This is a genomic window from Nonomuraea thailandensis, from assembly GCF_024172165.1.
Taxonomy (GTDB): Bacteria; Actinomycetota; Actinomycetes; order Streptosporangiales; family Streptosporangiaceae; genus Nonomuraea; species Nonomuraea thailandensis.
Genome location: NZ_JAMZEB010000002.1, coordinates 8,969,466 through 8,988,656, shown reverse-complemented (window position 1 = coordinate 8,988,656; position 19,191 = coordinate 8,969,466). Strand labels below are relative to the sequence as shown.

Genomic DNA, 19,191 nt, shown 5'->3' with positions numbered 1-19,191 from the left:
TCACCGGTTGCGATAGCGGTCCGTGGCCAGGCGTGTGGCGCGGATGGCCGCGTCCGCCGTGTCGTAGCGTCGCTGTGCCAGCCCCACGAAGATGCAGTCCACGATCAGCAACTGGCTGATCCGGCTGGCCAGCGCGCCCGGCCGGAAGGCGGTCTCGCGTCCCGCCGACACCAGCGTGTGATCCGCCAGCTCGGCCAGCGACGACCGCGGGTTGTTCGTGATCCCCACGACCACCGCCCCCGCCTCCGCCGCCGTACGCGCCGGCACCAGCACGTCGGGCGTCTCCCCGGTGCAGCTGATCGCCACCGCCACGTCCCCGGCCTTCAGCAGCGCCGCGCTGGTCAGCGCCAGGTGGGCGTCGCTGAACGGATGGCTCGACAGCCCGATCCGCAGCAGCTTCTGCGACATGTCGGCCGCCACCAGCCCCGACGCGGCGACCCCGTACACGTCCACCCGCCGCGCCGCCGAGATCGCGGACACGACGTCCCCGAGCTGGTCGGGGTCGAGCTGCGCGGCCGTGTCGGCCAGCGCCTCCGACTCGGCCCGCGCCACCTTGGCGATCACGTCCGTCAGCGGGTCGTCGGGCCCTAGGTCGCCGGGCACCAGCCGCTCGGGCTCCTTGGCCACGGCCGCCGCGAGCGCGAAGCGGAGCTGCGAGTACCCGGAGAACCCGAGCGCCCGCGCCGTGCGCACGACCGTCGCCTCGCTCGTCTTCGACACCGCGCTGAACTCGGTGATCGTGCTGCGCACGACCAGCCCGGGATCGTCCAGGATGAGCCGCGCGATGGACTGCGCCGCCGGAGTCAGCGAGGGCAGCACGGCGCGTACGGCCGCGACCGGGTTCGCGGGCTCGGCGCTCACGCGAGCAGCCATTCCGCCGCGGCCAGCGCGGACACGCGGGAGATGCCGTGGGTGGCGACGTGGGTGGCGCCCGGGGGCGGGGCCGGCACGCCGGTGTCCACGATGATCGCGTCGGGCCGGACCGCGAGGGCCTTGGCCACGGTGTCGCGCACCCAGGGGTGCCGGGCGGCGTCGTGCACCACCAGCACGACGGGCCGGTCGCCGAATTCGGGCAGCTCCCCGTCGGGGCCGAGCCGCACGCTGTCGGTGTTCGGCAGCAGGGAGGTCAGCGCGGCCGTGACGCCGGTCCGGGTGGCGGGGTCCACGGCCTGGTTGAGCCGCGTGTTGATCTCGACGACCAGCGGCCCGCGGTCGAGCCCGGCGGTCCCGGACGTGGTGAGCGCCCTGCGGGCGGCCCGCAGGCCGACGCCCTCGTCGAGGTCGTCGTGCGCCAGCGCCCTCGCCTCTGCCTGGCCGGCGTACCAGCCTGACAGCGCGCGCACCCGGCCTGCCGCCTCCGCCAGCCGCTCCTCGGGCAGCCGGCCGTCGCGGACGGCTGCCACGATCGCGTCGCGCAGCTCGCGCAGCCCGTCCTCGGTGGTCAGGCCGACGCAGATGGCGTCCACGCCGGCGGCGAGCGCGTGCACCGCGATCTCGCCGGGGCCGAACATGGCGGCCACCGCCCGCATCTCGATCGCGTCGGTGACGAGCATCCCGTCGAACCCGAGCTCGCCCCTGAGGAGTTCGGTCAGGACGGTACGGCTGAGCGTCGCCGGCATCGACGGATCGAGCGCGGGCACGAGCAGGTGGCCGGACATGATCGAGCGCACCCCGGCGCCGATCGCGGCCCGGAACGGCGGCAGGTCGCGCTCGGCCAGCACCTCGCGCGAGGCGTGCACGGTGGGCAGCGCCAGGTGGGAGTCGGTGACCGTGTCGCCGTGGCCGGGGAAGTGCTTGGCGCAGGCCGCCACGCCCGCGCCCTGCACCCCGCGCACGTACGCGACGGTGTGGCGGGCGACCAGCTCCGGCTCGGGGCCGAACGAGCGCACGCCGATGACGGGGTTGGCGGGGTTGGCGTTCACGTCGGCGGAGGGCGCGTAGTCGAGTGTGATGTCGAGATCCGCGAGCATCCTGCCGATCTGGCGGCCCACCTGCTCGGTGAGCGCCACGTCGTCCACCACGCCCAGCGCCCGGTTGCCGGGGAAGGAGCTGCCGGCCATGACCTCCAGCCGGGTGACCGTGCCGCCCTCCTCGTCGATGGCGATCACGGTGCCGGGGTGCTCGGCGCGCAGTTGCCGGACGAGCCGCGCGTTGACGACGTTGCGGGCGAACAGCACCACACCGCCGAGACCCTCTCCCAGCGCGCGGCGCAGCCAGTCGGGGGCGGAGGTCCCCTCGAACCCCGGATGCAGCACCGTCATCGCCAGTCTGTACAGGTCACCGCTCATCGGCATTTTCCTTCACAGTTGTTGATCTGAAGGTAATTTTCTGTCATCGTCGGCCTCGACACAACCACTTCCGAGAGGCCACCCCCCATGCCCAGCAGAAGGACTCTCCTGAAGGGTCTCGCCCTCGCCGCCGCCGCTTCCGCCGTCCCGCTGCCGGCCTTCGCCGAGGCCGGCTACGTCCCGCCGTTACGGCAGATGCGGGGCATGTGGATCGCGTCCGTGGTCAACATCAACTGGCCGTCCAAGCCCGGGCTGAGCGCCGAGGAGCAGAAGGCCGAGTACCTGGCGTGGCTGGACGTGGCCGTCCAGAGGAAGCTGAACTCGGTGTTCGTGCAGATCAGGCCGACGGCCGACGCGTTCTGGCCGTCGCCGTACGAGCCGTGGTCGCAGTACCTGACCGGCACCCAGGGGCAGGACCCCGGCTACGACCCGCTCGGGTTCGCCGTGGAGGAGACGCACAAGCGCGGCCTGGCCTTCCACGCCTGGTTCAACCCGTACCGCGTCTCGATGCAGGCCGACCCGGCCAAGCTGCACCCCGACCACCCCGGCCGCAAGAACCCCGACTGGATCCTGCCGTTCGGCGGCAAGCTCTACTACAACCCGGGCATGCCGGAGGTCCGCAAGTTCTGCCAGGACGCGATGATGGACGCGGTCACCCGCTACGACATCGACGGCCTGCACTTCGACGACTACTTCTACCCGACCAACACCACGGCCTTCGACGATGCCGAGGAGTTCGCCAAGTACGGCGCCGGCTTCCCCGACCTGGCCTCCTGGCGGCGCAACAACGTCGACCTCATGGTGCAGGAGATGCAGCAGCGGGTGCTCGCCGAGAAGCCGGAGATCGCCTGGGGCATCAGCCCGTCGGGCATCTGGCGCAACAAGGGCACCGACCCGCTCGGCTCCGAGACCAACGGCGGCCAGTCCTACGACAATCTGCACGCCGACACCCGCGGCTGGGTCAAGAAGGGCTGGCTCGACTACATCGCGCCGCAGCTCTACTGGTACATCGGGCAGCCGCCGGCCGACTACTCCAAGCTCGTGCCGTGGTGGTCGGACGTGGCGAGCGGCACGAACACGCTGCTGTGGATCGGGCAGGCCGCGTACAAGGCGGGCGACCCCGCGCAGGCGCCCGAGTGGCAGGTGCCGGGCGAGCTGTCCAGGCATCTGACGCTCAACCGCGAGCACCCCGAGATCGGCGGCGACATCTGGTACAACGCCAACGACGTCAAGGTGGACCGGATCGGCTCCGTCTCCACCGCGGTCAACGACCACTACCAGCGGCCCGCGCTCGCGCCCGTGCTGCCCAGGCTGGCGGGCGGCGAGCCGCCGCGGCGGCCGGTGCTGGCCTACGCCAAGCGGGTCCGCTCGGGCGGGGTCGAGGTGCGGGCGGTGGCCACCGGCAGGGACGAGCCGTTCCTGTTCGCCGTCTTCCGCCTCGACCGGCACGCGGGCTCGGGTGACTTCGCAGACGCGCGCAACCTCGTCGCGGTCGTGCCCGGCGACAGGCAGGTCCACTGGACCGACCCCGACGGCGAGCGCGGCGACCACTACTACGTGATGGCGGTGGACCGGGCCAACCGGACGAGCAGGCCGAGCAACGGGTTCCGGGCGATCTGAGGGGTGCTGCCCGGGTGATCTGAGATGGGCTGAGGGCGTGCTACGCCTGCGCGCGTCGCCGGCCGGTTTCCTGACCGGCGACGAGCCCGGCGCACGCCCTCCTCGGACGCATCACCGCTGCTCGAATCCGTGCCGCGATCGGCATGGTGGGGGCTCAGGGCCCGACGCTGCCGGAACCCCTCGCCGTAGCCCCGGTCGCGATCTCAGAAGCCCTGTTAAGACGCCCTGCGCCCAGCCGCCGAAGGCTGCTCGGCCGCCGAGGCCCCCGACGCGCGCTGTGGCGGGACCACGGGGGTCGGGCGCACGAGTCCGAGCGCCACCACCTCGTTGGCCAGCCGGGTGCGCCGGTTGGTGCCTTCGGGGATCCTGAACTTCTGGTAGAGCCGCAGCAGGTGCTGCTTGACCGCGGCCTCGGTCACGACCAGGTCGTCGGCGATCTCGCGTGCGGTCGCCGGGGCGACGAACGCCTCGTCCGACAGCGCCGGCCGGCAGAGCGAGGTCAGCACGTCGACCTCGCGTCTGGTCAGCTCGGGCGCGGCCGCCCTGCGCAGCTCGACCTCAGGGGTGAAGTCCTCTCGGGGGACTCCACCGATGCGACCCCGCGCCGCGCCGAACGAGACGACGTCGCCGTCGTCAAGAACCCTCCGGGCGATCGGCCTGCCGTTCACCCGTGTGCCGTTCCTGGACAGGCCCAGGTCCACGACGTACAGGTAGGGTCCTCGTCTGACGAACTCGGCATGGAGTCGAGACACGCTGGGGTCGGTGAGCCGGATGTCTACACCCCGGCCCCTTCCGACCGTCGTGATCTCGGGGCGCAACGGGACCACCTCGCCAGTGTCCTCGATGCGTATGAACGGCCCCTCCACGGCAGTTCCTCCCCAGGTAGCCCGCCGTAACTATTACTACAGCTCCGGCTTACCCAACCGAGGGGATGCGGAATCTCCTTTGCCGAAAGGAGAATCCGACGTGAAATTGGTCTGGACCTTTGCGGTCGGTTTTGCCTGCTCACGGGTAGACTTCGGACGACGATAAGCGGAGGAAACACTCATGGCGGACAAGCCCACGAAAGGTCTGGCCGATGTCGTCGCGGCGTCCACAGCGCTGAGTGACATCGACGGAAAGGCCGGTCGCCTCTTCTACCGTGGATACGACATCCACGACCTGGCCGGCCGCGCGACGTTCGAGGAGACCGCACACCTGCTCCAGCGTGGCAAGCTGCCCACCCGCTCCGACCTCGACGCCTACGGCGCCGAGCTGGCGCGCGGCCGGGAGCTGGGCGCCCTGGTGTCCGCGAACGTCGCCGAGATCGCCGAGAAACAGAAACCCATGGAGGCACTGCGCTCGCTGGTCTCCCTGTCGGGCGCCGACGACCCCGACAAGGACTCCATCGCGCCCGACGCCAACCTGCGCAAGGCGGCCAGGCTGGTCGCCCAGCAGCCGCTGCTCGTCGCCCGCTACCACGCCGCCCGCACCGGCTCCGAGGCCCCCGAGCCGGACCCGTCGCTGAGCATCGCCGCGAACTTCCTGCTCCAGGTCACCGGCCGCACGCCCGCCCCGCGCGAGGTCGAGATCTTCGACGAGTGCCTGGTCCTGCACGCCGACCACACCATGAACGCCTCCACCTTCGCCGCCCGCGTCTGCGCCGCGACCCTGTCGGACATGCACTCCGCCATCGTCGCCGCCATCGGCACCCTCAAGGGCCCGCTGCACGGCGGGGCGAACGAGCAGGTCATGAAGACCCTGGAGTCGCTGTCGCCGGGAGGCGTGGCCCAGGCCGTACGCGACAAGCTCGCCGCCGGCGAGAAGATCATGGGCTTCGGTCACCGCGTCTACAAGACGGAGGACCCCCGCGCCACGCACCTGCGTAGGATGTCGGCCGAGCTGGGCGAGTCCAGCGGCGACGACACGTACTACCGGATGTCCAAGGAAATGGAGGAAGTCGTCTTCGAGACCAAGGGTCTCTACCCCAACGTCGACTTCTACGCCGCCTCGGTCTACCACTACCTGGGCATCCCCACCGACCTGTTCACGCCGGTCTTCTCCATCAGCCGCATGTCCGGCTGGACCGCTCACGTGATCGAGCAGCACGCCGACAACCGGCTGATCCGCCCCGACAGTGAGTACATCGGTGAGACCGACCAGAAGTGGAAGCCGATAGAAGAGCGTTGAGCAACCAACCTGGGACCGGACAACGCGAGAGCTGGGGGCCGTACCCGCTGATCCTGGCGGGTGCGGCCGTCGGCGTGCTCGTGGTCTTCGTCGCGAACCCGCGCTGGGGCGGGTTCGTGCTGGGCGCGGCCATCATGGTCGCCGCCGCGCTGCGCTTCGCCGGGTACGGCGGGCAGCTCGCGCTGAGGAGCAAGAGGATCGACGTCATCACGCTGTCCGTTTTCGGGTTCGTGCTGGTCCTGACCTCGCTCCTGCTTTACAACAACGAGCTGAAGGCGCTCATCCTGTCCCTTTTCGCACCGTGACCTGGCGGTCCGATAGCCTCAACGCATCCATTCATTGAAGGGGAACCATTCGCATGCCCAAGATCAAGGTGGAGGGCCCCGTCGTCGAGCTTGACGGCGACGAGATGACCCGGATCATCTGGCAGTTCATCAAGGACCAGCTGATCCTTCCCTACCTCGACGTCGACCTGAAGTACTACGACCTCGGCATCGAGCACCGAGACGCCACGGACGACCAGGTCACCATCGACGCCGCGAACGCCATCAAGAAGTACGGCGTCGGTGTGAAGTGCGCCACCATCACCCCGGACGAGGCGCGCGTCGAGGAGTTCGGCCTCAAGAAGATGTGGAAGTCCCCCAACGGGACCATCCGCAACATCCTCGGCGGCGTGATCTTCCGCGAGCCGATCATCATGTCGAACGTCCCGCGGCTCGTCCCCGGCTGGACCAAGCCGATCGTCGTCGGCCGTCACGCCTTCGGCGACCAGTACCGCGCCACCGACCTGAAGATCCCCGGCGAGGGCACGCTGACCCTGACGTACACGCCGAAGGACGGCTCCGAGCCGATCGAGCTCGACGTGTACGACTTCCCCGGCAGCGGCATCGCGATGGCGATGTACAACCTGGACGAGTCGATCCGCGACTTCGCCCGCGCGTCGATGCGGTACGGCCTCAACCGTGGCTACCCGGTCTACCTCTCCACGAAGAACACGATCCTCAAGGCCTACGACGGCCGCTTCAAGGACATCTTCGCCGAGGTCTTCGAGACCGAGTTCAAGGACGAGTTCGACAAGGCCGGCCTGACCTACGAGCACCGCCTCATCGACGACATGGTCGCCGCGGCGCTGAAGTGGGAGGGCGGCTACGTCTGGGCCGCCAAGAACTACGACGGCGACGTCCAGTCCGACACGGTCGCCCAGGGCTTCGGCTCGCTCGGCCTGATGACCTCGGTCCTGATGACCCCCGACGGCCAGACCGTCGAGGCCGAGGCCGCGCACGGCACCGTGACCCGTCACTACCGCCAGCACCAGCAGGGCAACCCCACCTCCACCAACCCGATCGCCTCGATCTTCGCGTGGACGCGTGGCCTGGCCCACCGCGGCAAGCTCGACAACACCCCCGCGGTGACCGAGTTCGCCAACACGCTGGAGCAGGTCTGCGTGGAGACCGTCGAGGGCGGTCAGATGACCAAGGACCTCGCGCTCCTCGTCGGCGGCGACGCCAAGTGGCTGACCACCCAGGACTTCCTGGCGGCTCTCGACGAGAACCTCAAGAAGAAGATGTCGGCTTAACTGCCGCCAAAGACGGCCTCTACCTGCGGTTGTGCCGCGTGGTAGGGGTCGTTCGGCTGTCTGCCGCCGTCTCGGGCGCGGTCGGCTTTTTGGGGGTTTCCCACAAAACGAGCCGCGTAGCGTGCGCTGTCTACGACATGGGCGTCACCGGCCGGCAGACGGGAGAGTTGATACTGCACGGGGCTGTCGTGCCGCAGGGCGCACATCGTTGGTCTACAGGAGGGCTCGGTCGGGTGTTCAGTCGTGTCGCCATCGTCAATCGTGGTGAGGCCGCCATGCGCCTCATCCACGCCGTACGGGACCTCGCCGCGGAGACCGGGACACGGATGGAGACGGTCGCTCTCTACACCGACGTCGACCGTACGGCCACCTTCGTCCGCGAGGCGGACCTGTCCTACGATCTCGGTCCCGCCTCGGCGCGCCCCTACCTCGACCTGAAGGTGCTGGAGCGCGCGCTGGTGGAGTCGGGGGCCGACGCCGCGTGGGTCGGGTGGGGCTTCGTCGCCGAGGATCCCGCGTTCGCGGAGCTGTGCGACAGGATCGGGGTCACCTTCGTCGGGCCGGGCCCGGACGCCATGCGCAAGCTCGGCGACAAGATCGGCGCCAAGCTGATCGCCGAGGAGGTCGGCGTGCCGGTCGCGCCGTGGAGCCGCGGCGCGGTCGAGAGCCTCGACGCCGCGCGGGCGGCCGCGGCCGGGATCGGTTACCCGCTGATGCTGAAGGCCACCGCGGGCGGCGGCGGGCGCGGCATCCGCGTGATCACCAGCGAGGCCGAGCTGGACGACGCCTACGAGCGCACCAGCCAGGAGGCCGAGCGGGCCTTCGGCAGCGGCGTCGTGTTCCTGGAGCGGCTGGTCACCGGCGCCCGGCACGTCGAGGTGCAGGTGATCGCCGACGGCCAGGGCACAGCGTGGGCGCTCGGCGTCCGCGACTGCTCGGTGCAGCGGCGCAACCAGAAGGTCATCGAGGAGTCGGCCTCGCCGGTGCTCGGCCCCGAGCAGACGGCCGAGCTCAAGGCGTCGGCCGAGCGGCTGGCCGTGGCGGTCGGCTACCGGGGCGCGGCCACCGTCGAGTTCCTCTACCACCCCGGCGAGCGGCTGTTCGCGTTCCTGGAGGTCAACACCCGGCTGCAGGTCGAGCATCCGATCACCGAGATCACCACCGGGTTCGACCTGGTCAAGGCGCAGCTTCACGTGGCGTCGGGAGGCCGGCTCGAAGGGCAGCCGCCGGCGGAGCGCGGCCACGCCATCGAGGCCCGGCTGAACGCCGAGGACCCCGACCGCGACTTCGCGCCGTCCCCGGGCCGCGTCGCCCGGCTGGACCTGCCCGCCGGGCCGGGCATCCGGGTCGACACCGGCGTCAGCGAGGGCGACACCATCCCCGCCGACTTCGACTCCATGATCGCCAAGATCATCGCCTACGGCCGCGACCGCGAGGAGGCGCTCGGCAGGCTGCGCCGGGCGATGGCCCGCACCTCGGTGATCATCGAGGGCGGCGCCACGAACAAGAGCTTCGTGCTCGACCTGCTCGACCAGCCCGAGGTGATCGACGCCAGCGCCGACACCGGCTGGATCGACCGCGTCCGCGGCGAGGGCAGGCTCGTCTCGCACCGGCACTCCGGCGTCGCGCTGGCGGCCGCCGCCATCGAGGCGTACGAGGAGGAGGAGCGCGTCGAGCGGCAGCGCCTGCTCGCGACCGCGTTCGGCGGGCGTCCGCAGGTGCAGCACAAGAGCAGCCGGCCGCTTGACCTCAAGCTGCGCGGCGCCGGCTACCGCGTGCGCGTCGCACGGGTCGGCGCGCACCGCTTCCGCGTCGCCGTCGAGGCGGGCGGCGAGGTCCGCACCGCCGACGTCGAGCTCGACCGCTTCGACCGGTACACCGGGCAGATCGTCGTCGACGGCAGCCGCTACCGGCTGCTCACCGGCACGCACGGGGCCACCCACCTGATCGAGGTGGACGGCGTGGCGCACCGCGTCAGCCGCGACGAGGGCGGCGTCGTCCGCTCGCCCGCGCCCGCCCTGGTCGTCGCCACGCCGCTGGCGGTCGGCGCCGAGGTCGAGGCGGGCGCGCCGGTCCTGGTGCTGGAGTCCATGAAGATGGAGACGGTGCTGCGGGCGCCGTTCAAGGCGCGGCTGAAGGAGATCTCCGTCTCCGTGGGCAGCCAGGTGGAGACGGGCGCGCCGCTGCTGCGGCTGGAGCCGCTGGCCGACGACTCCGCCGCCGCGCTCGACGAGGCGGTCGGCGCCGTCGAGCTGGACCTGCCCCCGGCGCCCGGCGAGCTGCCGGCGCGCGAGCGCGCCAGGCGCGGCCAGGAGGGCCTGCGCAGCCTGCTGCTGGGCTACGACCTCGACCCGCACGACGAGCGCCGGGTGCTCGACGACTACCTCGCCGCGCGCCGTCCGGTCATCGAGGCCGGCCACCGGCCGCTGGCCGAGGAGCTGGAGCTCTTCGAGGTGTTCGCCGACCTGGCCGAGCTGAGCCGCAACCGGCCCGCCGGGGAGGACGGCGGCGAGGAGCACGTCCACAGCCCGCGCGAGTACTTCCACACCTACCTGCAGAGCCTCGACGTCGAGCGGGCCGGGCTGCCGGGCACCTTCCAGACCAAGCTCGCCAAGGCGCTGCGGCACTACGGCGTCACCGACCTGGAGCGGACGGGCGAGCTCGAAGGCGCGGTGTTTCGCATCTTCCTGGCCCAGCAGCGCGCCTCCGCCGACGCCGCGGTCCTGGCGACCCTGCTGCGCTCCTGGCTGCGCGAGCCGCCGCCGGACGAGGCGCTGCGCGAGCCCGCCGGCCTCGTGCTGGAGCGGCTGCTCGCCGCGACGCAGGTCCGCTTCCCGGTGATCTCCGACCTCGCGCGCGGCGTCGTGTTCGCCTGGTTCGGCCAGCCGCTGCTGCGCCGCAACCGCGCCCGCGTCTACGCCGGCGTGCGCAAGCACCTGCGCCACCTCGACGCGCACCCCGCCTCGCCCGACCGCGCCGAGCGCATCGCCGAGATGGTCCGCAGCACCGAGCCGCTGGTGCGCCTGCTCGGCCAGCGCCTGGTCCGCGAGAACCTGGACAACGCGGTCATGCTGGAGGTGCTGACCCGGCGCTACTACGGCAACAAGCAGCTCATCACCGTCGGCACCCGCGAGGTCGCGGGCTGCACGTTCGTGATCGCCGAGCGCGCGGGCTCGTGCGTGGTCTCCGCCGCCGTGAGCTTCGAGGCGCTGGGCGGCGCCCTGCGCGGGCTGGCCGAGCTGGCAGGCGCCGGTGAGGACGTCGTGGACGCCGACATCTACCTCGTCTGGGAAGGCCAGCCGGAGGACTCCGACGCCGCGGCGGCCGCGCTGCACGAGGCCGTCGCCGCGCACCCGCTGCCCGGGCAGGTCCGCAGGATCACCGCCACCGTCGCCGGGCGCGGCGGGGCGGTCATGCACCACCACTTCACCTTCCGCCCGACGGCCGAGGGGATGGCGGAGGAGCGGCTGATCCGCGGCCTGCACCCGTACATCGCCGAGCGCATGCAGCTGGAGCGGCTGAACAAGTTCGACCTCACCCGGCTCCCGTCGTCGGACGAGGAGGTCTACCTCTTCCAGTGCGTGGCGCGGGAGAACCCGTCCGACGACAGGCTCATCGCCTTCGCGCAGGTCCGCGACCTGACCGAGCTGCGCGAGCACGACGGCAGGCTCGTCGCGCTGCCGACGGCCGAGGACGTCATCGCCGCCTGCGTCGACTCCATCCGCCGCGCCCAGGCCCGGCGGCCGTCGAAGAAGCGGCTCAACACCAACCGGATCGTGATCTACGTCTGGCCGCCCAGCAACCTCACCCGCGCCGAGATCGAGATGCTCGCCCGGCGCGTGCTGCCGACGACCGCCGGGGCCGGGCTGGAGGAGACGCTGTTCATCGCGCGGCAGCGTGACCCGGAGACCGGCGCGCTGACCAAGGTCGCCGTGCGCATCTCCCTCGACGCCACCGGCGCCCCCAAGCTGACCATCGGCCAGCCGTCGGACGCGCCGATCGAGCCGCTGGACGACTACCGGCAGAAGGTGCTGCGCGCGAGCAGCCGCAACACCGTCTACCCGTACGAGCTGACCGGCATGCTCGGCGACTTCGTCGAGCACGACCTCGACGCGGAGCACGCGCTCGTGCCGGTCGATCGGCCGAAGGGCCGCAACAGCGCGGCGCTCGTCGCGGGCGTGGTCACCACGCGCACCAGGCGGCACCCCGAGGGCATCACCAGGGTCGTGCTGCTCGGCGACCCGACGAAGTCGCTCGGCGCGCTGTCGGAGCCCGAGTGCCGCCGCGTGATCGCCGCGCTGGACCTGGCCGAGCGGATGCGGGTGCCGCTGGAGTGGTACGCGCTGTCGGCCGGCGCCCGCATCTCCATGGAGTCGGGCACCGAGAACATGGACTGGGTGGCCGCGGCACTCAAGCGCATCGTGGAGTTCACCCAGGACGGCGGCGAGATCAACATCGTGGTCGCGGGCATCAACGTCGGCGCGCAGCCGTACTGGAACGCCGAGGCGACGATGCTCATGCACACCAAGGGCATCCTGGTGATGACGCCGGACTCGGCGATGGTGCTCACCGGCAAGCAGTCGCTCGACTTCTCCGGTGGCGTCTCGGCGGAGGACAACTTCGGCATCGGCGGCTACGACCGGGTGATGGGCCCCAACGGGCAGGCCCAGTACTGGGCGCCGAACCTGTCCGCCGCCCGCGACGTGCTGATGTCGCACTACGACCACACCTACGTCGCCCCGGGCGAGCAGGGGCCGCGGCGGGCGCGTACCAACGACCCCGTCGACCGCGACATCTCCGACTTCCCGCACGTGGTGGAGGGCAGCGACTTCGCCACGGTCGGCGAGATCTTCTCCAGCGCGGCCAACCCCGACCGCAAGAAGCCGTTCGACATCCGCACCGTGATGCGGGCGCTGTCCGACCAGGACCACCCGGTGCTGGAGCGCTGGGCGGGCATGGCCGACGCGGAGACCGCGGTGGTGCAGGACGTGCATCTCGGCGGCATGCCGGTGTGCCTGCTCGGCATCGAGTCGCGGTCGGTGCCGCGGCGCGGCTTCCCGCCCACCGACGGCCCCGACACCTACACCGCGGGCACGCTGTTCCCGCGGTCGTCGAAGAAGGCCGCGCGGGCCATCAACGCGGCCAGCGGCAACCGGCCGCTGGTGGTGCTGGCGAACCTGTCCGGCTTCGACGGCTCGCCGGAGTCGATGCGGAAGCTGCAGCTGGAGTACGGCGCCGAGATCGGCCGCGCGATCGTGAACTTCCGCGGGCCCATCGTGTTCTGCGTGATCTCGCGGTACCACGGTGGCGCGTTCGTGGTGTTCTCCAAGGCACTGAACCCGAACATGACCGTGCTGGCGCTGGAGGGCTCGTTCGCCTCGGTGCTGGGTGGCGCGCCGGCCGCCGCGGTCGTCTTCGCCGGCGAGGTCAACGCCAGGACGGCGGCCGACGCGCGCGTGCAGGACCTCGAGGCCCGCGTCGCCGCGGCGGCCGGGGCCGATCGCGCGGCGCTGACCGCCGAGCTGGACGAGCTGCGGGCGTCGGTGCGGGCGGAGAAGCTCGGCGAGGTGGCCGCGGAGTTCGACCGGGTGCACAACATCCGGCGCGCGGTCGAGGTCGGCTCCGTCGACGCCGTCATCCGCGCCGCGGAGCTGCGCCCGCGGGTGATCGAGGCCATCGAGGCCCGCCTGGCCTAGGAGCCGCGCCGAAAAGGGCCGTCCCCTCGGGGGCGGCCCTTTCCCATGTCTTGACGCTCAGGGCGGCGTGGCGGTGTTGATCACGTGGGTATGAGGCAGCTCAGAACAGTCGTAAGCGTTTCGGGGGGTTCGGATGCGACTGAGAATTTTGAGTGGGCTGGGGGCGCTCACCGCCGCCGCGATCCTGACCGGCTGCGACTCTCAGCCGGACACCACCAAGCTGGCCGACACCAAGGTCGACGCCGCCGCGAAGCTCAAGGCGACCAAGGCCGCCAAGGTCAAGAACGCCGCCGCGGTGAAGGCGAACGAGCTGGGCCAGATCCCGGTGCTGATGTTCCACCGGATCGTGCCGAAGCCGCAGACGACGGACGACAGGTCGCCGCAGCAGTTCAGGTCGGACCTGGAGCGGCTGGTGAAGGAGGGCTACGTGCCGATCACGGCCGCCGAGATGGTGGCCGGCAAGATCGACATCCCGGCCGGCAAGCACCCCGTGGTGCTGACGTTCGACGACTCCTCGCCCTCGCAGCTCACGCTGAACCAGATGGGCGAGCCGCAGAAGGACACCGCGGTCGCGATCATGAAGGAGGTCGCCGCCGCGCACCCGGGCTGGAAGCCCAAGGCCACCTTCTACGTGACGCGCGACATGTTCGGCAAGACCGCGCGCGAGGAGCAGGCGCAGATGCTGCTCTGGCTCAAGGACAACGGCTTCGAGATCGGCAACCACACCAGCGACCACCTCAACCTGCGTGGCCGCTCGCACAAGGAGGTCGAGGAGCAGATCGGCAAGATCGCCGCGCAGATCAACTCCTTGTCCTACACCAAGCCCACCACGATCGCCCTGCCGTACGGCAACCAGCCGAACAAGAAGGACTGGGCGCTGCGCGGCAAGCTCTACAACCACCAGGGCGCCTTCCTGGCCGGGTACACGCCCGCGCCGGCCCCCTTCAGCAAGTCCTACGACGCGGCCGGGATCCCGCGGATCAAGGCCATGGACAAGAAGGGCGACTGCGCGCAGTTCTGCTCGCACGCCTGGCTCGACTGGCTCAAGAAGAACCCGGACATGCGCTACACCTCGGACGGGGACGTGAGCACGGTCGCCTATCCCAAGTACAAGGCGCCGTACCTGCGCAAGTCCTTCGCCAACTGGAGCCTGCCCTACTGAACGAGGACCCTGAAGGTGATCCCCGCGCGGTGCAGGCGGTCGATGAGGGGCTGCCCCATGGCCGAGGCCGTGGTGAGCTGGCCCGCGCGGTCGGGGACGTCGTCGAAGGCCAGGCAGAGGGCCGACTCGGCGAGCATCTTGGCGGTCTCGTCGTAGCCGGGGTCGCCTCCCGAGACCTCCGTGACCACGCGCACGCCGCCGCCCTCGCCGAGGAACGTGACCTTGAACCAGCTCCTGGCCCGCCGCGCGGGTGACGGCCCCTCGCCGGGGCGCACCCGGCCCTGCAGCCAGCGGCGCGCCGGCGGGACCTGGGCCAGCGCCGCGAGCGCGCCCGCACCCGCCACCGTGGCCAGCGCCCGGGGCAGGGTGCGGACCGCGTAGTGCTGGCGGTAGGTGAAGTCGGGGCCGTAGCGGTCGAGCAGCCGGGCGGAGTAGCCGACGATGTGCGGGTCGACGCTGGGCATGGGCAGCGCCCAGCCGCCCACGTAACGCACCCCGCCCGGCAGCGAGCTGATCGTGCGGCCCTTGGGCCGGGGCTCGGCGGAACGGCGCTGTGCGCCCTGCTGGACGGCCTGGCGGGCGCGGCCCATGACGGTCAGCGCGCTGGCCGCCGTGCCGCCCGACGGGCGGCCGTTGCCCCTCAGGAAGCCGCTGATCCTGAGCGGGACGCCCTCGGGCAACCGGGTGACCGTGTGCAGGACGCCGAGGTCGTACGGGACGGAGTCGAAGCCGCAGGCGTGCACCAGCTTGGCGCCGCTCCTGGCCGCCCGGTCGTGGTAGTGCACGTACACCCGGTCCACGAACTCCTGCTCGCCCGTGAGGTCGAGGTAGTGGGTGCCGGCGTCGGCGCAGGCGGCGACGAGGGGCTCGCCGCGCAGGACGTACGGGCCGACCGTGGTGGCCAGCACCCGGGTCTGGCGGACGAGCGCCGCCAGCGAGGCCGCGTCGGTGGCGTCGGCGGTGAGGACCGGCACGTCGAGCCCGAGGCGCTCCAGCTTGGCCCGGTCGCGTCCGGCCAGCGCCCAGCGGGTGCCGGGGCCGGCGGCCCTGGCGAGGTAGGCGGCCGTCAGCGCGCCGGTGAACCCGCTCGCGCCGAACAGCACGATGTCATAGGGGCGATCCATGATCCTGAGGCTTCCCCGAACGGGGTGCGAACGCAAGACGCGCGATGCCCGATTCACGAAAGACACGAAGCCGTGACGTAGCCAGACCTTAACCGATCCCTGAGAAGTTGCTGAGCGTCGTAAAGTTTGCGTCGATGGGGTTCAGCACACGTGGGGATGACGAATGCCGCAAATTTCGCCGCTGGTCGCCGGCGATCCCACCGAGCTTGGCTCCTTCCGGCTGTCCGGACGGGTCGGCGAAGGTGGCCAGGGCATCGTCTACCTGGGCGTCAACGACAAGGGTGAGCGTGCCGCGATCAAGCTGCTGCACGTCAAGTTCAGCGGCGACACCATTGCCAGGTCGCGTTTCGCCAGGGAGCTGAAGGCGGCGCAGCGGGTCGCGTCGTTCTGCACCGCCCGCGTGATGGAGGCCGATCTCGACGGCGACACGCCGTACATCGCCAGCGAGTACATCGACGGCCGGCCGTTGCGGGAGGTCGTCGAGACCGACGGGCCGCTGACCGGCACGGTGCTCGACCGGCTGGCCATCGGCACCGCCACCGCGCTCACCGCGATCCACCACGCCTCGATCGTGCACCGCGACTTCAAGCCCGACAACGTGCTGATCGCCGCCGACGGGCCGCGCGTGGTCGACTTCGGCATCGCCCGGATCATCGACTCCACCGGCACGATCACCAGCCGCGCCATCGGCACGCCCGCCTACATGGCGCCCGAGCAGATCGCCGGTGACGACATCGGGCCCTTCACGGACGTCTTCTCGTGGGGGGCGACGATCGCCTTCGCCGCGACGGGGAAGGTGGCCTTCGAGGGCAAGTCCATCGCGACGGTGCTCAACCGCATCCTCAACCACGAGGTGGACGTCGGCATGCTGCACGAGCCGCTGCGCGGTGTCGTGCGCGAGGCGCTGGCCAAGTCGCCGGCCGAGCGGCCGTCGGCCGACCAGATCCTGCTGCGGCTGCTGGGGCAGTCGTCCGCGGCGGGGGCGTCCACGGCGGTGCTCAGCCGGGGCGTTCAGGTGGCCAGCGAGGACACCACGCCGTTCATCAGGGTGTCGGCCCGGTCGATCACCGAGCAGCCGGGGCACAAGGGCTCCGTGGTGCCGTCGTCGCAGACCGGGGCTTCTCCCGTGCCGTCCCCGCAGACCGGGGCCTCTGCGGTGCCGTCCGCTCAGACAGGCGCCTCCGCGGCGCCGCAGGGCCGGACCGCCGCCACCGGGGCGGCGCCGCAGGACCTGCAGAACACAGCCGGGCCGCACACAGGCGGGCAGCACACGAGCGGGTCGCACCCAGGGGGGCAGCACACCGGCGGGCGCGCCATGACAGCGCCGTCGGGGCCTCATGGGCCCACGGCGCCGCCGGAAGGGGGCGGGGCGCCGTACCCGATGCCCGAGCCCGTCCCGCCGGCGCGGCGCCGGCGGGCGAAGGTGTGGGTGGCGCTGGCCACCGCGATCGTGCTGATCGCCGCCGCGGCCGTCGCGCTGGTGCTGAACGGCAGCCTGGCCAACCTGACGTTCCTGCGGGGCTCGGGCCCGGCCGAGGAGACGCCCGAGCCCACCCCCACCTTCTCCACGGTGGCCGATAAGGTGGCGCAGACCGGGAAGATCGTGATCGGCGTCAAGGGCGACCTGCCGGGCGTCGCGCTGAAGAACGGCGACGACTTCCAGGGCTTCGACATCGAGATCGCCCAGCGGATCGCGACGGAGCTGGGAGCCAGGGACACCACGCTCGTCCAGGTCGGCCGGTTCGACCGCGCGGACGCCCTGTCCGAGGGCCGGGTGGACCTGGTCGTGGCGACGTACTCGATCGACCGGAGCGAGACGCAGTTCGCCGGGCCGTACTACCTGGCTCACCAGGACCTCCTGGTGCGGGCGGGCGACGGCATCGACGAGATCGGCGACCTGAAGGGCAAGCGGATCTGCGCCCCCAACAGCCCGTCGGTCGGCGCCGTGCAGGACCGGGTGAAGGTCGTGCCGGTCACGGCCAGCGACTACGCCGCCTGCATGAACATGCTCAGGAGCGGCAAGGTGGACGCGGTGCCCGGCGACGACCTGATCCTGGCCGGCTTCGCTGCCAGGGAGAACATGCGCTACAAGATCCTCGGCGCCAAGCTCACCAACGAGCGTTACGGCGTCGGCATCAGGCGGGGTGACGTGCGCACCTGTCAGGCGGTGGAGGCGGTGATCGCCGACTTCTACGCCAGGGGCTACATCCAGCAGCTCCTGACCAGGTACTTCGAGAAGGTGGACTTCGACGCGGAGTTGAAGGTGCCCGCGATGGAAACCTGCTGATGACGAGCGGGTAACATCCCAGGCGTCAACGATTCTTGCTGGGAGTTAGGGGAAGGCCATGGCGTCGTCAGCCACTGTGCCCGTAAAGGTGACCGTCACCGGAGCCGCCGGCCAGATCGGCTACGCGTTGCTGTTCCGCATCGCGTCGGGGCACCTGCTCGGCGCCGACGTGCCGGTCAAGCTCAGCCTGCTGGAGATCCCGCAGGCGGTGAAGGCGGCCGAGGGCACGGCGATGGAGCTGGACGACTGCGCGTTCCCGCTGCTGTCCGGCATCGAGATCACCGACGACCCCGACGTCGCCTTCGCCGGGGCCAACGTCGCCCTGCTGGTCGGCGCCATGCCGCGTAAGGCCGGCATGGAGCGCGGCGACCTGCTCGGCGCCAACGGCGGCATCTTCGGCCCGCAGGGCAAGGCCATCAACGACCACGCCGCCGACGACATCAAGGTCCTGGTCGTGGGCAACCCGGCCAACACCAACGCGCTCATCGCCCAGCGCAACGCGCCCGACGTGCCGGCCGACCGCTTCACCGCGATGACCAGGCTCGACCACAACCGCGCGCTGTCCCAGCTCGCCGCCAAGCTCCAGGTCCCGGTCACCGAGATCAAGAAGATGACCATCTGGGGCAACCACTCCGCCACGCAGTACCCCGACCTGTTCCACGCCGAGGTGGGCGGCAAGGTCGCGGCCGAGCAGGTCGACAACGAGTGGCTGCGTGACACGTTCATCCCGACGGTGGCCAAGCGCGGCGCCGCCATCATCGACGCCCGTGGCGCGTCCTCGGCGGCCTCGGCCGCCAACGCCGCGATCGACCACGTCCACGACTGGGTCAACGGCACCGAGTGGACCTCCGCGGCCGTGGTCTCCGACGGCTCCTACGGCGTGCCCGAGGGCCTCATCTCGTCGTTCCCGGTGCGGGCGGCGGGTGGCAGGTTCGAGATCATCCAGGGTCTCGAGATCGACGCCTTCTCCCGCGAGCGCATCGACGCCAGCGTCCGTGAGCTGGAGGAGGAGCGCCAGGCCGTCCAGGAGCTGGGCCTCATCTGAGCCGCCTCGCCGAACGCGCGCCCTCCAGGCCGGGGGCGCGCGTTTCGCTTCTCGCGGGTGCCTACGGGGGAACCTCTGCGGGGCAGGAGGCCGGCTGGACGGCCGGAGCGGGCTGCGGGGTGGCGAAGATCACGCCCGCCGCGGCCAGCGCGCTGCACACCACGATGAGGGCACCGAAGATCAGCTTCGTGACCCTTGGTGAAAAGCTCCTCACATTTCGGTAT

Annotated in this window: 13 protein-coding genes; 8 read left to right on the top strand and 5 right to left on the bottom strand. The window is 71.2% G+C overall.

The features are described 5' to 3' along the window. Complete coding sequence (locus tag HD597_RS45040; RefSeq protein WP_253752425.1) at positions 1-861, bottom strand: MurR/RpiR family transcriptional regulator; 861 nt, start codon at positions 859-861, stop codon at positions 1-3. Next, positions 858-2,288 carry a glycoside hydrolase family 3 protein gene (locus HD597_RS45035; RefSeq protein WP_253752422.1) on the bottom strand — a complete coding sequence of 477 codons (1,431 nt, stop codon included), beginning with the start codon at positions 2,286-2,288 and terminating at the stop codon, positions 858-860. Before HD597_RS45035 ends, HD597_RS45040 begins: the two co-directional genes overlap by 4 nt. Before the next feature lie 87 nt (positions 2,289-2,375). Here HD597_RS45035 and HD597_RS45030 point away from each other — a divergent pair, with 87 nt between their 5' ends. After that, positions 2,376-3,908 (top strand): glycoside hydrolase family 10-like protein, encoded by a 1,533-nt coding sequence (locus HD597_RS45030; protein WP_253752419.1) that lies wholly within the window; start codon positions 2,376-2,378, stop codon positions 3,906-3,908. Between the two features lie 215 nt (positions 3,909-4,123). On the opposite strand, the gene HD597_RS45025 is transcribed toward HD597_RS45030, so the two are convergent. Then, positions 4,124-4,774: an FHA domain-containing protein gene (locus HD597_RS45025; protein ID WP_253752417.1), complete on the bottom strand. Its 651-nt coding sequence runs from the start codon at positions 4,772-4,774 to the stop codon at positions 4,124-4,126. Positions 4,775-4,955: 181 nt separating this feature from the next. On the opposite strand from HD597_RS45025, the gene HD597_RS45020 reads away from it, so the two are divergent. The 5 genes from HD597_RS45020 to HD597_RS45000 all read left to right on the top strand — a co-directional run bounded on the left by HD597_RS45020 (position 4,956) and on the right by HD597_RS45000 (position 14,511). Beyond that, positions 4,956-6,077: a citrate/2-methylcitrate synthase gene (locus HD597_RS45020; protein WP_253752415.1), complete on the top strand. Its 1,122-nt coding sequence runs from the start codon at positions 4,956-4,958 to the stop codon at positions 6,075-6,077. Next, positions 6,074-6,382 carry a DUF3017 domain-containing protein gene (locus HD597_RS45015; RefSeq protein ID WP_253752412.1) on the top strand — a complete coding sequence of 103 codons (309 nt, stop codon included), beginning with the start codon at positions 6,074-6,076 and terminating at the stop codon, positions 6,380-6,382. The genes HD597_RS45020 and HD597_RS45015 overlap by 4 nt, the downstream gene beginning before the upstream one ends. Before the next feature lie 53 nt (positions 6,383-6,435). Beyond that, entirely contained in the window at positions 6,436-7,653 is a 1,218-nt protein-coding gene (locus tag HD597_RS45010; protein WP_253752397.1) for an NADP-dependent isocitrate dehydrogenase, read from the top strand. Positions 7,654-7,886: 233 nt separating this feature from the next. After that, a complete protein-coding gene (locus HD597_RS45005) occupies positions 7,887-13,349 on the top strand; it encodes an ATP-binding protein (protein WP_253752394.1) in 5,463 nt (1,820 codons plus the stop codon). 133 nt (positions 13,350-13,482) lie between these two features. After that, a complete protein-coding gene (locus HD597_RS45000; protein ID WP_253752391.1) occupies positions 13,483-14,511 on the top strand; it encodes a polysaccharide deacetylase family protein in 1,029 nt (342 codons plus the stop codon). On the opposite strand, the gene HD597_RS44995 is transcribed toward HD597_RS45000, so the two are convergent. Next, entirely contained in the window at positions 14,505-15,635 is a 1,131-nt protein-coding gene (locus tag HD597_RS44995; RefSeq protein WP_253752389.1) for a saccharopine dehydrogenase family protein, read from the bottom strand. The two genes, HD597_RS45000 and HD597_RS44995, sit on opposite strands and share 7 nt — an antisense overlap. 163 nt (positions 15,636-15,798) lie before the next feature. Between HD597_RS44995 and HD597_RS44990 the strand changes: the two genes are divergently transcribed. Then, a complete protein-coding gene (locus HD597_RS44990) occupies positions 15,799-17,922 on the top strand; it encodes a protein kinase domain-containing protein (protein ID WP_253752386.1) in 2,124 nt (707 codons plus the stop codon). A gap of 58 nt (positions 17,923-17,980) precedes the next feature. Further along, entirely contained in the window at positions 17,981-18,967 is a 987-nt protein-coding gene (locus HD597_RS44985) for a malate dehydrogenase (protein ID WP_253752383.1), read from the top strand. Positions 18,968-19,028: 61 nt separating this feature from the next. Here HD597_RS44985 and HD597_RS44980 read toward each other — a convergent pair whose 3' ends face one another. Continuing rightward, positions 19,029-19,181 (bottom strand): hypothetical protein, encoded by a 153-nt coding sequence (locus HD597_RS44980; protein WP_253752381.1) that lies wholly within the window; start codon positions 19,179-19,181, stop codon positions 19,029-19,031. Positions 19,182-19,191 lie beyond the last annotated feature (10 nt).

Coding starts and splice junctions, on each gene's coding strand:
- HD597_RS45020 (WP_253752415.1), top strand. CDS start 4,956: ATGGCGGACAAGCCCACGAAAGGTCTGGCCGATGTCGTCGCGGCGTCC.
- HD597_RS45035 (WP_253752422.1), bottom strand. CDS start 2,288: ATGAGCGGTGACCTGTACAGACTGGCGATGACGGTGCTGCATCCGGGG.
- HD597_RS44995 (WP_253752389.1), bottom strand. CDS start 15,635: ATGGATCGCCCCTATGACATCGTGCTGTTCGGCGCGAGCGGGTTCACC.
- HD597_RS45030 (WP_253752419.1), top strand. CDS start 2,376: ATGCCCAGCAGAAGGACTCTCCTGAAGGGTCTCGCCCTCGCCGCCGCC.
- HD597_RS44985 (WP_253752383.1), top strand. CDS start 17,981: ATGGCGTCGTCAGCCACTGTGCCCGTAAAGGTGACCGTCACCGGAGCC.
- HD597_RS44990 (WP_253752386.1), top strand. CDS start 15,799: ATGCCGCAAATTTCGCCGCTGGTCGCCGGCGATCCCACCGAGCTTGGC.
- HD597_RS45000 (WP_253752391.1), top strand. CDS start 13,483: ATGCGACTGAGAATTTTGAGTGGGCTGGGGGCGCTCACCGCCGCCGCG.
- HD597_RS45010 (WP_253752397.1), top strand. CDS start 6,436: ATGCCCAAGATCAAGGTGGAGGGCCCCGTCGTCGAGCTTGACGGCGAC.